The sequence below is a fragment of the Methylobacterium pseudosasicola genome, from assembly GCF_900114535.1.
Lineage (GTDB): Bacteria > Pseudomonadota > Alphaproteobacteria > Rhizobiales > Beijerinckiaceae > Methylobacterium > Methylobacterium pseudosasicola.
Map to the genome: position 1 here is coordinate 16,296 of NZ_FOTK01000025.1, position 12,418 is coordinate 28,713.

General features: G+C 69.3%; 13 protein-coding genes. 6 read left to right on the top strand and 7 right to left on the bottom strand.

Annotated elements, in window-relative coordinates; all coding sequences use genetic code 11:
* Positions 1 to 64 precede the first annotated feature (64 nt).
* A complete protein-coding gene (locus BM228_RS35875; protein ID WP_280142345.1) occupies positions 65 to 196 on the bottom strand; it encodes a hypothetical protein in 132 nt (43 codons plus the stop codon).
* 160 nt (positions 197 to 356) lie between these two features.
* On the opposite strand from BM228_RS35875, the gene BM228_RS21540 reads away from it, so the two are divergent.
* Positions 357 to 1,136 carry an endonuclease/exonuclease/phosphatase family protein gene (locus BM228_RS21540; RefSeq protein WP_244537249.1) on the top strand — a complete coding sequence of 260 codons (780 nt, stop codon included), beginning with the start codon at positions 357 to 359 and terminating at the stop codon, positions 1,134 to 1,136.
* Here BM228_RS21540 and BM228_RS21545 read toward each other — a convergent pair.
* The 4 genes from BM228_RS21545 to BM228_RS21560 all read right to left on the bottom strand — a co-directional run bounded on the left by BM228_RS21545 (position 1,054) and on the right by BM228_RS21560 (position 4,353).
* Positions 1,054 to 2,490, bottom strand: a complete 1,437-nt coding sequence (locus BM228_RS21545) for a phospholipase D-like domain-containing protein (RefSeq protein ID WP_092043837.1) — start codon at positions 2,488 to 2,490, stop codon at positions 1,054 to 1,056. The two genes, BM228_RS21540 and BM228_RS21545, sit on opposite strands and share 83 nt — an antisense overlap.
* Before the next feature lie 66 nt (positions 2,491 to 2,556).
* Positions 2,557 to 2,871, bottom strand: coding sequence for a hypothetical protein (locus BM228_RS21550; RefSeq protein ID WP_092043838.1), 315 nt, complete (start codon positions 2,869 to 2,871; stop codon positions 2,557 to 2,559).
* A gap of 117 nt (positions 2,872 to 2,988) precedes the next feature.
* Entirely contained in the window at positions 2,989 to 3,795 is an 807-nt protein-coding gene (locus BM228_RS21555; RefSeq protein ID WP_092043840.1) for an enoyl-CoA hydratase, read from the bottom strand.
* A gap of 96 nt (positions 3,796 to 3,891) precedes the next feature.
* A complete protein-coding gene (locus BM228_RS21560) occupies positions 3,892 to 4,353 on the bottom strand; it encodes an AMP-binding protein (RefSeq protein WP_092043842.1) in 462 nt (153 codons plus the stop codon).
* 273 nt (positions 4,354 to 4,626) lie between these two features.
* On the opposite strand from BM228_RS21560, the gene BM228_RS21565 reads away from it, so the two are divergent.
* Positions 4,627 to 5,049: a hypothetical protein gene (locus BM228_RS21565; RefSeq protein ID WP_139234148.1), complete on the top strand. Its 423-nt coding sequence runs from the start codon at positions 4,627 to 4,629 to the stop codon at positions 5,047 to 5,049.
* Positions 5,050 to 5,053: 4 nt separating this feature from the next.
* On the opposite strand, the gene BM228_RS21570 is transcribed toward BM228_RS21565, so the two are convergent.
* On the bottom strand, positions 5,054 to 5,743 hold the full coding sequence (locus tag BM228_RS21570; RefSeq protein ID WP_092043843.1) for a uracil-DNA glycosylase: 690 nt from the start codon (positions 5,741 to 5,743) through the stop codon (positions 5,054 to 5,056).
* A gap of 220 nt (positions 5,744 to 5,963) precedes the next feature.
* Here BM228_RS21570 and hemH point away from each other — a divergent pair, with 220 nt between their 5' ends.
* Together hemH and BM228_RS34770 are read left to right on the top strand one after the other, a co-directional pair.
* The gene (gene hemH, locus BM228_RS21575; RefSeq protein ID WP_092043845.1) at positions 5,964 to 7,046 is read left to right on the top strand and encodes a ferrochelatase; all 1,083 of its coding nucleotides are present in this window, start codon (positions 5,964 to 5,966) and stop codon (positions 7,044 to 7,046) included.
* Between the two features lie 94 nt (positions 7,047 to 7,140).
* A complete protein-coding gene (locus BM228_RS34770) occupies positions 7,141 to 7,299 on the top strand; it encodes a hypothetical protein (RefSeq protein ID WP_007566827.1) in 159 nt (52 codons plus the stop codon).
* Between the two features lie 246 nt (positions 7,300 to 7,545).
* Here the strand turns inward: BM228_RS34770 and BM228_RS21580 are convergent, their stop codons facing one another.
* The gene (locus BM228_RS21580; protein WP_092043846.1) at positions 7,546 to 8,457 is read right to left on the bottom strand and encodes a peptidylprolyl isomerase; all 912 of its coding nucleotides are present in this window, start codon (positions 8,455 to 8,457) and stop codon (positions 7,546 to 7,548) included.
* A gap of 248 nt (positions 8,458 to 8,705) precedes the next feature.
* On the opposite strand from BM228_RS21580, the gene secA reads away from it, so the two are divergent.
* Positions 8,706 to 11,600 carry a preprotein translocase subunit SecA gene (gene secA, locus BM228_RS21585; RefSeq protein WP_092043848.1) on the top strand — a complete coding sequence of 965 codons (2,895 nt, stop codon included), beginning with the start codon at positions 8,706 to 8,708 and terminating at the stop codon, positions 11,598 to 11,600.
* Between the two features lie 13 nt (positions 11,601 to 11,613).
* Positions 11,614 to 12,285, top strand: a complete 672-nt coding sequence (bioD, locus tag BM228_RS21590; RefSeq protein WP_092043850.1) for a dethiobiotin synthase — start codon at positions 11,614 to 11,616, stop codon at positions 12,283 to 12,285.
* Positions 12,286 to 12,418: the final 133 nt, after the last annotated feature.

Below are 12,418 nucleotides of genomic sequence, written 5' to 3' on the forward strand. Positions count from 1 at the left end.
CGGTGGACGCAGATCGCTATTGAGGGTGTCATTCCCTTAAGATTGCAGCATGCACCCCCGATCACTACATGCCGATAGCAATTTCGATCGCATTTGATGCAACCTGATCTGCATCTTCTGGATGTAAAATCTCTCCAAAACGCTTATCGAAACGCCACCTTCGCCCGCTTTCGAAGACTGCGTTGATCGCCGTCACCGGCTCGGTTGGGATGGAAGTGGGATGACACGTTGGGGCTCAAAGCAGCCCCCAACGCAAAAGCCGATTGGCTTCCCCTCCGAGCGAACGCTCAAGTCTCCGGCGCGTTGAAGCGCGGCGGTGGCGGCGGAACCGCCCGGTGAGGTACGAGTCCGGCTCGATGAACAGCGTCACCCCTCCGGCCCGGTCCGGCCTCGCCACGGCGCTCCCGATCCGGTCGGCGGAGCGCGCGCACGCGCCGTTCAAGATCGTGAGCTGGAACCTGCTGCGCCGCACCGGCGCGGCGGTGGACGACGTGGTCGCCCTGGTCGAGCAGGAGAAGCCCGATCTGCTGCTGATGCAGGAGGCGACCCGGGGCATCGGCTTTCTGCGGGACCGGATCGGCGGCCATTACGCCTGGGCGCCGCTGCCGGGGCGGATCCACGGGCTCGCCATGTGGAGCCCGAAACCGTTCCCGACCGCGCCGCGGGTGATCGCGCTGCCGGCCGGCGCCCTGGTGCACCGGGTCTGCCAGGTGCTCGATCTCGGCGACTTCGGCGTCGCCAACGTCCACCTGTCGCACGGGCAGATGCTGAACCGCCGCCAACTGCGGCGCATCGTCGGCGAATTGCCGCAACGGGCCGCGGTGCTCGGCGACTACAACATCGTCGGCCCAGCGATGATCCCGGGCTTTCGCGATGTCGGTCCGCGGAGACCGACCCACGCCATGGTCGAGGTACTGCCGCTCCGGCTCGACCGCTGCCTCGCCCGCGGCCTGATCTGCCACGCGCACGCGGTGCTGCCCCGCGGGCCCTCGGACCATCGGCCGATCGTGGTTCATCTCGGGCCGGCCCCCGACGCGCACGCCCCCGCGCGGTTCAAAGGTATGGCAGCAGCAGTCGCACGCCTGCGTCGCGCAAACGGATCGGCAACGCGCGTGCGGCGAGATCCTCCCGGCTGAGCCGCGACTCCATCTTGCCGCGCATGAACGTGTCGAGCTGGGCGGCGAGATCCGCGTCGATGATCTCGACGTTCAGTTCGAAGTTGAGCCGGAAGCTGCGCATGTCCCAGTTCGCGCTGCCGACGAAGCACCAGACGTCGTCCACCACCATCGCCTTCGAGTGATCGAAGGGCGGCTCGTCGAGCCAGACCCGCACGCCGGCCTTGAGCAGCGGGTCGAGATGCGCCCGCGTCGCCCAGTCGATGAACGGGTGGTCGCTCACCCGGGGGATGATCAGGTCGACGATGATGCCCCGGGTCGCCGCCTGGGCCAGGGCGCCGGTGACCAGCTCGTCGGGCAGGAAGTAGGGCGTGACGAACCGGACCGTCCGGCGGGCGCAGGCGAGGGCCTGGAGGACCACCTGCTCGATCTTCTCCACATCGGCATCCGGTCCCGACGTGACCACCCGGGCGATGCTGGTCCCCTCCGGCGCCAAGTCAGCGAACCAGGGCGAGGAATCCAGCATCTCGCCGTCCACGAACGCCCAGTCGGCCGCGAAGGCCGCGGCGAGCTGTTCGACCACCGGCCCCCGGAGCCGGAAATGGGTGTCGCGGATCGGGTGCTCGGGCTTCAGCGCGACGCGGTTGGGCTGCGAGATGTTGAGCCCGCCCGTGAAGGCGACGCGCCCATCGATGATCAGCAGCTTCTTGTGCGAGCGCAGGTTGAGGAACGGCATCCGCCAGGGCAGGGCGGAGTGCATGAACAGGGCCGCGGGCACCCCCAAAGCCGTCAGCCGGTGATAGACCGGCGCGCGAAAATAGCCGCCGCCGATCCCGTCGATGATGACCCGGACCTTGACGCCCCGTGCCTTCGCCTCGGCCAGGGCGTCGCAGAATTCGCGGCCCGTGGGGTCATCGCGAAAAATGTAGCTCGAGAGGCCGATGCTGGCCTCGGCCGCGCGGATCGCCTCCAGCATGGCCGGGTAGCCGGTATCGCCGTTGCGGAACATCTGCACGTCGTTGCCCGCAAAGGCCGGCAGGCCGGTGATGCGCCGGATCGCCCGGTCGAGGGGCCAGAGGGCCTCCGGCACCACGGCATCGTCGGTATCGGGCAGGTTCGTCGCGTCGGACGGCTTGGTGCGCAGCTTGCGGGCGCGGCGCGAGACGCGGTTGATGCCGAAGGTCAGGTAGAGCGCGGTGCCGAAGATCGGCGAGAGCCAGGCCAGCCCGATCCACCCGACCGCGACGCTGACCCGGCGCTTGCGCAGCAGGGCGTGCAGGGTGACGCCGAGCGCCAGGGTGATGCCGATGAGCGCGGCGACATCCGCCCGCAACAGGGCGGTGGATTGCAGCCACCGATACAGCGCGTCTTCCAAGGTCTCGGCATCCGGTTCGCGTCAGACGGGGCCGGATATAACCGATGGAAACGCCGGAGCGCGGACTTAATACGCCCGCAAGGCCGTCTGCGCACCGGCATCCGCGGCGCCGAGCGGCCGGGCGCAGCGATAGGGTCCGCTGCCGTCGAGCGCCGCATACAGGATCCGGCCGCCATCGGCGATGCAGCGCGCCTTGGCCTCGGCATAGGGCCGGTGGAAGCTCCAGATCGTGATCATCGGCCCGACCGTGCCGAGGCAGATTCCGCCGAACAGCAGGGCGGCGGCCCAGGTCGCCCGATCCGGCCGCGGGCGCGGCGGCCGGGGCGGCGGCATGGCGCCGACGAAGGCGAGGGTCAGTCCGAACAGGTCGAGGCTGTTCATCAGCTCTTCCGTGGGGAGGCGCCGAGCCCGGCAGGACAGGACATCCCGCTACCCTAGGGCAGGATCGCCCCGGAACCTACGCGTCCCGGCGCATGGGGCCTGCGTCGTATCGCGCGCTCAGGGCTCCCAGCGCGGGGGCCGCTTGCCGATGAAGGCGTCGATCCCTTCCTGGGCGTCGGCCATCATCATGTTCCGGGTCATCACCTCGGCGGCGTAGCCGTAGGCCTCCTCCAGGCCCATCTCGATCTGCCGGCCGAACGCCTCCTTGCCGATCGCCAGCACCCGCCGGGCCTTCTCGGCGATTTTTTGGGCCATCGCAGCGACGGCGCCTTCCAGCTCCGCGGCCGGCACCACGCGGTTGACCAAGCCGATCCGCAGCGCTTCCCGGGCATCGATCGGCTCGCCGACGAGCAGCATCTCCAGGGCGGCCTTGCGCGACACCGCCCGCGACAGGGCGACCATCGGGGTCGAGCAGAACAGGCCGATCTGCACCCCCGGCGTGGCGAACCGGGCCTCCGCGGCGCAGAGGGCGAGGTCGCAGGTGGCGACGAGCTGGCAGCCGGCCGCGGTGGCGATGCCGTGGACCTCGGCGATCACCGGCTGCGGCAGCCGCGTGAGGCTCAGCATCAGGCGGGCGCAGGTGCGGAACACCGCCTCCGTCGCCGCCCGAGAGGGATCGGCCCGCATCTCCTTGAGATCGTGCCCGGCGCAGAAGGCCGGCCCGGCCCCGCGCAGGACGACGACGCGCACGGACGTATCCTCGCGGATCGCGTCGAGGGCGTCCTGGAGGGCGTTCATGAGCGCCATCGACAGGGCGTTGCGTGCCTGCGGACGGTTCAGAGTGAGGGTCGCGACACCGTCGGCATCGTGGCGCAGCAGGACGGGGGCGTCCGCGAGGCCGGGCGCGGCAAGGTCTGCGGACATGGCGACACGTCTCCCGGTTCCGGCCCCTTGATCGTGCGGAGGCGGATTTAGAACCGGGAAGCTAGCATGCCGATGGCTTGGTGCAGAGGGCTGTGCTCACCCCTGCTCGGCCAGGGCGAGATCCAGGCTGGCGAAGTCCGCCCCCGGGCCGTTCCACCACACGCTCGGATACGAGGCGAGCCGGCCCAACACGCCGGCATAGGCCTCGGCGAGTGCGGTATCGACGATCGCCAGCGTGGCCTTTGAGAGGGCGAGACTGTCGGCGAGCGCCTCGCCGCGGCTTCTGCCGTCGAGAGCGACGACCCGGACCCCGATCCGGGCGAGGCCGAGGCGCATCGCCTCCGCCTGTGCGAGATCGCGGACCAGGAGAGCGACGGTCTCGCCGGGGCGCAGGCCTTCGCCGAAGGCCCAGTGGGCGATCCGGTTCGGGCAGATCGCCGGGGCGGCGCGCCGATCACCAGCGGCCAGGCCGGAGCGGAAACGCCGGCCGGGATCACGCTGGCCGGGCGCCGGATTCGGGGCCGGGATGTCTGTGACAGTGGAGTTCACGCCAAACATACGCTGCGAACCGCCTGGATCTGGATAAACGGTGGACCTTGGCGTGACGCGAGCAGGTTAACACTCTCTCTCAGGTTCGCAGATCCTCAGAACACTGGCGGGTTTTCACGGCTCCGGGCGGCTGGGACTGCGCCTATGCCGAATCGATGATGAACGGCCGACCGCAATTTGCAGGCGAATTCGGTCGCATTGGCCCCCGGCGCGGGGCGGCCTATGTCCCGCGTGGAACGGGCGGCCCGGAAGAGGTCGCGCCGACCGAGGAAACGCTGTCCCATGCGCCTGATCGTCCCCGCCGCCCTCGCCCTGACCCTCGCGGCCCTGCCGGCGCAGGCGCAGATCCGGAACGCCCCGTCCCCGCGGGCCCTGGAATTCGCCGCCTATATTTTCGCGGCCTCGAATGTCTGCGGCTACCGGATCGGCAACGCGGCGTTCGAAGGTCTCCTGGCGAAGCAGAACGTGCGGGTGGACGACGTCCAGCCGCGGGGGCCGTTCGGCAACCGGGTGCAGACCATGTTCACGCTGATGTCGAACCAGATGGCCCAGAACCGCGACCAGGCCTGCATCGCCGTGGCCGGCGAGTACGGGCCCGAGGGCGCCGTCGCCAAGAACGTCCTGCTGCCGGCCGGACAGGGCACCGGCACGCCGGCCCCGGCGGATACCGCCAAGCCCGCCGAGCCCGTCAAGCCGGCGCAGTGATCCTTTAGCCCAGACGCCACGCGATCGGCGGAACCCCGCGCTCGGCCAGCCAGCCATTGGCCCGGCCGAACGGGTCCGAGCCCGGAAAATCCCGGGCGCGGTTGAGCGGGGAGGGGTGCCCGCTCTCGAACACGCCGTGGCGGCCTGAATCGATCAGCGCCGTCCGGGCGCGGGCCTGGGCGCCCCAGAGCAGGAAGACGGCCGGCTCCGGCCGCACTGACACGGCGGCGACGGCCTCGTCGGTGAGCGCCGACCAGCCGTAGCGCAGATGCGCCCCGGCCTTGCCGGCCTCGACGGTGAGCGCGCTGTTGAGCAGCAGCACGCCCTGCCTCGCCCAGGGGGTCAGGTCGCCCCCGGCGGATCGCTCGGAGCCGGCCTCGGCCAGGATCACCCGCAGGGAGGCCGGCAGCCGGCCCGCGCCCACATACGAGAAGGCGAGACCGTTAGCGTCGCCCGGGGTCGGGTAGGGGTCCTGCCCGAGGATGACCGCGCGCACCTCCGGCAGCGGCGTCTCAGTGAGCGCCCGGAAGATGTCGGTGGGCGCCGGCAGGACGCGGGCGCCTTCGGCGATCCGGGCGTCGACCCGGGCCGCGACCGCGTCGGCCGCCCCGCCGGCAAAGAACGGCAACGCCAGCCACGGCGATCCGGAGGCCCGGAAGGCGGCGAGGGCGGCGGCGACGGGGGTGTCGGTCATGAGGTCTCGCGGTTGCGGGCCGGGGCCGCCGTGATTAGGGAGGATCGTCCGACCGCGCCCGGTGCGGCATCTCGCTGCCGGCCTTCGCCGTGCGGCTCGGCACCCTACATAGGACGGACCCGACACCGCGAAACCTCCGGTCCAGGCCCAAGCGCGTGCGCCGGCTGCCGGGTATCTGAAGCTTGAAGAAGGACTCGGCGCGCGGCGCCGGAACGCTGCCATGAATGAACGCGTCGAACCCGCCGCGCTGGCGGAAGGCCGGCCCCTGGCGACACTGGTCCCGGCCGCGGGCGGCTTCCCGGCCGACCACCCCAAGGTGGCTTGGGGCCGTGTCGGCGTGCTGCTGATGAACCTCGGCACCCCCGAGGGCACGAGCTACTGGCCGATGCGGCGCTACCTCAAGGAGTTCCTGTCGGATCGGCGGGTCATCGAGGTGCCCCGCCTGATCTGGTGGCCGCTCTTGAACCTGATCATCCTGACCAAGCGCCCGGGGCCGAAGGGCCGCGACTACGCCAGCGTCTGGAACAACGAGCGGAACGAGGGTCCGCTCAAGACCATCACCCGCGGCCAGAGCGAGCGCCTGCAGGCCGCCATGGGCGAGTCCGTCGTGGTCGACTGGGCGATGCGCTACGGCAAACCGGAGGTGGCCGAGCGGCTCCAGGCGCTGCTCGATCAGGGCTGCGACCGGATCCTGCTGGTGCCGCTCTATCCCCAATACGCCGCGGCCACCTCGGCCACCGCCTGCGACCAGGCGTTCCGCGCGCTGATGGACATGCGCTGGCAGCCGACTGTGCGGGTGTCGCCGCCCTATCATGACGACCCGGTCTACATTGCCGCCATGGCCGATTCGATCCGCGAGGGTCTGGCCAAGCTCGACTTCGAGCCCGAGGTTATCCTGACCTCGTTCCACGGCGTGCCGCGCAGCTACCTGCTCAAGGGCGACCCCTACCATTGCCAGTGCCACAAGACCGGCCGGCTGATCCGGGAGGCCCTCGGCCTGTCGCCGGAGCGGATGCGGGTGACCTTCCAGTCGCGCTTCGGCAACGAGGAATGGCTGAAGCCCTACACGGACGAGACCGTGACGGAGCTGGCGAAATCCGGCGTGAAGCGCATGGCGATCGTCGCCCCGGGCTTCACGGCGGATTGCCTGGAGACGCTGGAAGAGCTCGACGGCGAGAACCGCCACTACTTCGAGGGCAATGGCGGCGAGCGCTTCGCCTACATCCCGTGCCTGAACGATTCCGATCTCGGCATGAAGGTGATCGAGAACGTGGTGCGCCGCGAGCTTCAGGGCTGGCTCTGACGCAAAACCGCCGGGGCGCCGCTTGCGGACGGCCCCGGCCGGCCTATCATCGTCCGAAGCTGGACAATTCTCAGATCCGGCGTCGGAGGATCAGATGGCGTTCTTCATCGGGATCGCGTGTCCCTGGTTGCTGATCGCGGTGCTCGACCGGATCGCCGAAGGCCGCCGCACGGCCGAACTCGCCGCGCTCGGCGTCACCGCCCCGACGCCGCCCGCGAGTTCGGCGTATCTGCATCCCGACCGGCCTTATTAAGGATTCAGGCGTTTGGATTCACCGAACGGCTGAGAACGTGAGAGTTCTCTGATTGTTCGACCACCCTCCTTGTCATCCCGGGGCCGCGAAGCGGAGCCCGGGATCCATAAACGCCGACTGACCAAGACCTTGCGCCGTCGGCGGCTCTGGATTCCGGGCTCGCCTGCGGCGCCCCGGAATGACACGGTGATTTATCCGACCCCAACTTCTAACCGGAGGAGGGGAACCCTTTTTGTCCCTATCCGATCACGGCTTTTTCGTCTCCGGCGCCGGCTGAGCCGCAGCGGGCGCTGCGTCGGTGCGGTCGATCTTGGCCTCGGCGCGCAGCTTCAGGATCAGGTCCTGCTGGGCCTTGCGGACGAGGTGCTGGTCGATCTGCTCCTTCAGCTCGTCGAAGGTCGGCTGCGGCTTGGTGCGCTTCTCCTCGACCTTGATGACGTGCCAGCCGAACTGGCTCTTGACCGGGTCGGACACCTGGCCGGGCTTCATCGCGAAGGCGGCGTTGGCGAAATCTGGGACCATCCGCTCCTTGGTGAACCAGCCGAGATCGCCGCCCTCGGCCTTCGAGCCCGGATCCTTCGAGGTCTCGGCCGCGACCTTGGCGAAGTCCTCGCCGCCCTTGATCCGCGCGGCGATCTTCTTCGCGTCGCCCTCATTGTCCACGAGGATATGGCGCGCGTGCACCTCCTCCTCGGGCTTCATCAGCTTGACGGTCTGATCGTAGATCGCGTGCTCGGCCTCGGGGGTCACGGCGCGCTTGGCCTCCTGCTCCAGGTAGTCGTCGAGCAGGAGCTTGTCGCGGAAATAGGCGAGCTTGCGCTTGAACTCCGGCGTGTCGCCGATCTTGGCGGCCTCGGCGGCCTGCGCGCCGACCCGCAGGTCGACCATGTAATCCACCAGCAGGGACTTCTTCTGCGCCTCGTCCACCCCCGGCAGCGACAGGGCCGGGTCGTCGGACGCGATGGCGAGGTCGCCCTGCGTGATCGGCTTGCCGTTGACGCTCGCCACCACGGTGTCGGGGCTCGGGGGGGCGGTGTTCGCCGCCGGCGTCGCAATCGGGGCCGGGGTTGCCTGGGGGGCCTGCGCCAGCGCGAATCCGGGCATCGCGAGCATCAGGGCGAGAGCGCTCGCGCGCCGGAGGAGGGCGGGGTTCGGCATGCTGGCGTGGTCCTCGGCTGACGTCTCGTCGCCGCCTCTGTAAGGCCGGGCGGCGGGCCGCGGCACAGGTGGCGCGGGTCGCCCGAGAAGGCAAGCGCTGCCGTTTCCCCCGTCCGAAGCCCGATGGATCGGAGGCTGCCTCTTTCAGGTGCGCCGGCCGATGTTTACCTCTATAAGCCCGGCCAACTCCGCCAAGGCCGGCCCGCCACGCTCACCCGTGGGCGGGCTCGCGCGTCCGCAGGTCAACGATGCTCGGCTCCATCGCCAAGAAGATTTTCGGCTCCTCCAACGACCGGCGCGTCAAGGGCTATCGCCCGCGCGTGGCGTTGATCAATGCGCTGGAACCGGAGATCCAGGCCCTGTCGGACGACGCGCTGCGCGCGCGGACCGACATGCTGAAGGCGGAACTCGCCGCCGGCAAGAGCCTCGACGACATCCTGGTCCCGGCCTTCGCCACCGTGCGCGAGGCGGCCAAGCGCGTCTTCGGCCAGCGCCATTTCGACGTGCAGCTGATCGGCGGCATGGTGCTGCACGAGGGCGGCATCGCCGAGATGAAGACCGGCGAGGGCAAGACCCTGGTGGCGACCCTGCCGGTCTACCTGAATGCCCTGGAGGGCAAGGGCGTCCACGTCGTCACCGTGAACGACTACCTCGCCTCCCGCGACGCGGAGTGGATGGGCCAGCTCTACCGGTTCCTGGGGCTCACCGTCGGCACCATCGTGCACGGGCTGGACGACGAGCAGCGCAAGGCAGCCTATGCCTGCGACATCACCTACGGCACCAACAACGAGTACGGGTTCGACTACCTCCGCGACAACATGAAGTACGAGCTGTCGCAGCTCGCCCAGCGCGGACACAACTTCGCGATCGTGGACGAGGTCGACTCGATCCTGATCGACGAGGCGCGCACGCCGCTGATCATCTCGGGTCCGGTGGACGACCGCTCTGAGCTCTACGTGTCGGTCGACGCGATCATGCCCCGGCTGGTGCGCGAGCATTACGACCTGGACGAGAAGCAGCGCACGGTCTCGCTCACGGAAGCCGGCAACGAGTTCGTCGAGGAGACCCTGCGCGAGGTCGGCCTGCTCAAGGACGGGGACCTCTACGACGCGCACAACGTCAGCCTCGTCCACCACGTGAACCAGGCCCTGCGCGCCCACACCCTGTTCACCCGGGACAAGGACTACATCGTCAAGAACGACGAGGTGGTGATCATCGACGAGTTCACCGGCCGCATGATGCAGGGCCGGCGCTACTCGGAGGGCCTGCACCAGGCGCTGGAGGCCAAGGAGCGGGTGACGATCCAGCCCGAGAACCAGACGCTCGCCTCGATCACCTTCCAGAATTATTTCCGGCTCTATTCCAAGCTCGCCGGCATGACCGGCACGGCCTCCACCGAGGCCGACGAGTTCGCCGAGATCTACAAGCTCGACGTGGTCGACATCCCGACCAACAAGGAGGTCGAGCGCGTCGACGAGGACGACGAGGTCTACCGCACGGTGGCCGAGAAGTACGACGGCATCATCGCGGAGATCGACAAGGCGCATAGCCGCCACCAGCCGATCCTGGTCGGCACCGGCTCGATCGAGAAGTCCGAGCACCTGGCCGAGATGCTGAAGAAGGCCGGCTACACCCTGCTCGACTATTCTGACCCGAACGCGCTCACCGACGTCTACAAGGCCGCCCGCGAGGGCCGGGTGACCAAGCGCTTCGCCGTGCTGAACGCCCGCTTCCACGAGCAGGAGGCCTACATCGTGGCCGAGGCCGGCGTGCCGGGCGCGATCACCATCGCCACCAACATGGCCGGCCGCGGCACCGACATCAAACTCGGGGGCAACCTCGAAATGCGGATCGAGAAAGAGCTGAGCCAGCTTGCGGACGGGCCGGAGCGGGATGCCGCCATCGAGGCGATCAAGGCGGAGATCGCCGACAACCGCGCCAAAGTCCTGGCCTCGGGCGAGCCGGCCGACCCCGCCGCCGGCCGCAAGAAGGCCCTGCCGGGCGGCCTCTACATCATCGGCACCGAGCGCCACGAGTCGCGGCGCATCGACAACCAGCTCCGCGGCCGCTCCGGCCGCCAGGGCGATCCCGGCCGCTCGAAGTTCTACCTGTCGCTTCAGGACGACCTGATGCGGATCTTCGGCTCCGACCGCATGGACGGGATGCTGCAGAAGCTCGGCCTGGAGCAGGGCGAGGCGATCATCCACCCCTGGATCAACAAGGCGATCGAGAAGGCGCAGCAGAAGGTCGAAGCGCGCAACTTCGACATGCGCAAGAACGTGCTCAAGTACGACAACGTCATGAACGACCAGCGCAAGGTCGTGTTTGAGCAGCGCCGGGACTTCATGGCCCAGGAGAGCGTGCGCGAGACCGTGGACGAGATGCGCGAAGGCGTGATCGACGATTTCGTCGCCCGCTACATCCCGCAGAACGCCTATGCCGAGCAGTGGGACGTCGCCGGCCTGCACGAGCAGGTCCGGGAGGTGCTCAATCTCGATGCTCCGGTGGAGGATTGGGCCAAGGAGGAGGGCATCGCCGACGAGGAGATGCGCGAGCGCCTGCTCAAGGCCGCCGAGACCGCCTATGCCGAGCGGGCCGAGAAGAACGGCACCGAGATCACCGCCTATATCGAGAAGCAGGTCCTGCTCCAGACCCTGGATCACCTGTGGCGCGAGCACCTCGTGACCCTGGACCACCTGCGGCAGGTGATTGGCTGGCGCGGCTTCGCCCAGCGCGATCCGCTCAACGAGTACAAGTCCGAGGCGTTCGACCTGTTCAACAACCTGGTCACGGCCCTGCGTGAGCAGGTGACGGCGCAGCTCTCCCGCGTCGAGATCGTGCACCAGCAGCCCGACCAGCAGGCCTTCCCGGGCGGTACCCCGGAACTGCTGCCGATGTTCGCCCAGCATCTCGACCCGGTCACCGGCGAGAACGAGATGGATTACGCCGGGCGCGGCTCGGGCAGCGATGGCGGCGGCGGTCCGGCCTACGGCTACGCCGCGCAGGGCCTGGCGGTGGACGGCGCCGTGCTGGAGCGCGACCCCAACGATTCCGCCACCTGGGGCCGGGTCGGGCGCAACGAGCCGTGCCCCTGCGGCTCGGGCAAGAAGTACAAGCACTGCCACGGCACCTTCCAGGCCTGAGGCGGCCGGCAGGATGGCCGCCCGCACGGTCTTCGTCGCCGGCGCCGGCACCGAGATCGGCAAGACCTACGTCACCGCAGCGCTGACCCGGCGCCTGCGGGGGCTGGGCCGGCCGGTGCGGACGCTGAAGCCGCTCGCGAGCGGCGTGCCGCCGCTGAGCGACCCGGCCTTCGCGGAGAGCGACACCGCCCGGCTGCTCGATGCGCAAGGCCTCGTGGTCGAGGACGATACGGTCGAGGCCTGCTCGCCCTGGCGGTTCGCGGCCCCGCTCGCCCCTGATCAGGCCGCCGTTCTGGAGGGCCGGTCCCTGGCGCTCGCCGACCTCGTCGGCTGGTGCCGGACACAGGTGGCATCCACAGAAGGGACCCTGATCATCGAGGGCGTCGGCGGGCTCATGAGCCCGATCACCGAGGCTGCCACCGGGCTCGATTGGCTCAAGGCGCTCGGCGTACCGGCGCTCCTCGTCTCCGGCAGCTATCTCGGCGCGATCAGCCACGCGCTCACAGCTCGCGAGACCCTGCGCCTCCACGGCATCCCGCTTCTCGCCATCGCGGTGAGCGAGAGCGAGGGGGCGCCGGCGCCCCTCACCACCGTGGCCGCGTCGATCGCCCACCATGCCGGCGTTCCGGTCTTCGGCCTGCGGCGGGGCGAAGCCTGCCCGGAGGCTTTGGCCGATCTGGTGTGAGCGGGGCGGAACTCGACACAGCGCCGGCCTGATCGATTCGCCCAACATACCCCCCGCCATTGCGAGCGGAGCGAAGCAACCCAGGGATCCGCTACGACTGGAATCCGCGCGCCACACTGGGTTGCTTCGCTCC